This is a genomic window from Methylobacterium sp. AC315, from assembly GCF_979253755.1.
In genome coordinates this window covers 1-295 of sequence record NZ_CEEDEA010000081.1, presented here as the reverse complement: position 1 = coordinate 295, position 295 = coordinate 1, and the positions used below count along the sequence as shown (strand labels likewise).

Genomic DNA, 295 nt, shown 5'->3' with positions numbered 1-295 from the left:
GCCGCCCGCTGGCTCGCCCTGCCGCCGGCGGGCGGCGCGCTGCTGGGGCTCGGTACCGCCAGGGTCAGCGTGCGGGGCTACGAGCACGACCGGAGCGAACCGGTCCTGCGTGCCTGGAACTGCTGATCCCGGCGCTACCGCAGCCAAGACCCGTCCGGTGCGAGCGGCGCCGGCATCGGTTCGCCCAGGGCGTGGTGGACGATGCGGTCGACGGCCCGGACCAGCGCATCGAGGGGCAGGTCGTTCGGCTCGGTGCCGAACGGCTCCTCCAATTCGTCGCCGAGGGCGTCGAGGC

At 74.9% G+C, this 295-nt stretch carries 1 pseudogene; it reads right to left on the bottom strand.

What is annotated here, in order from left to right:
- Positions 1-134 precede the first annotated feature (134 nt).
- Positions 135-295, bottom strand: a pseudogene (locus AC0IY0_RS28795) (bestrophin family protein); the annotation flags it as partial.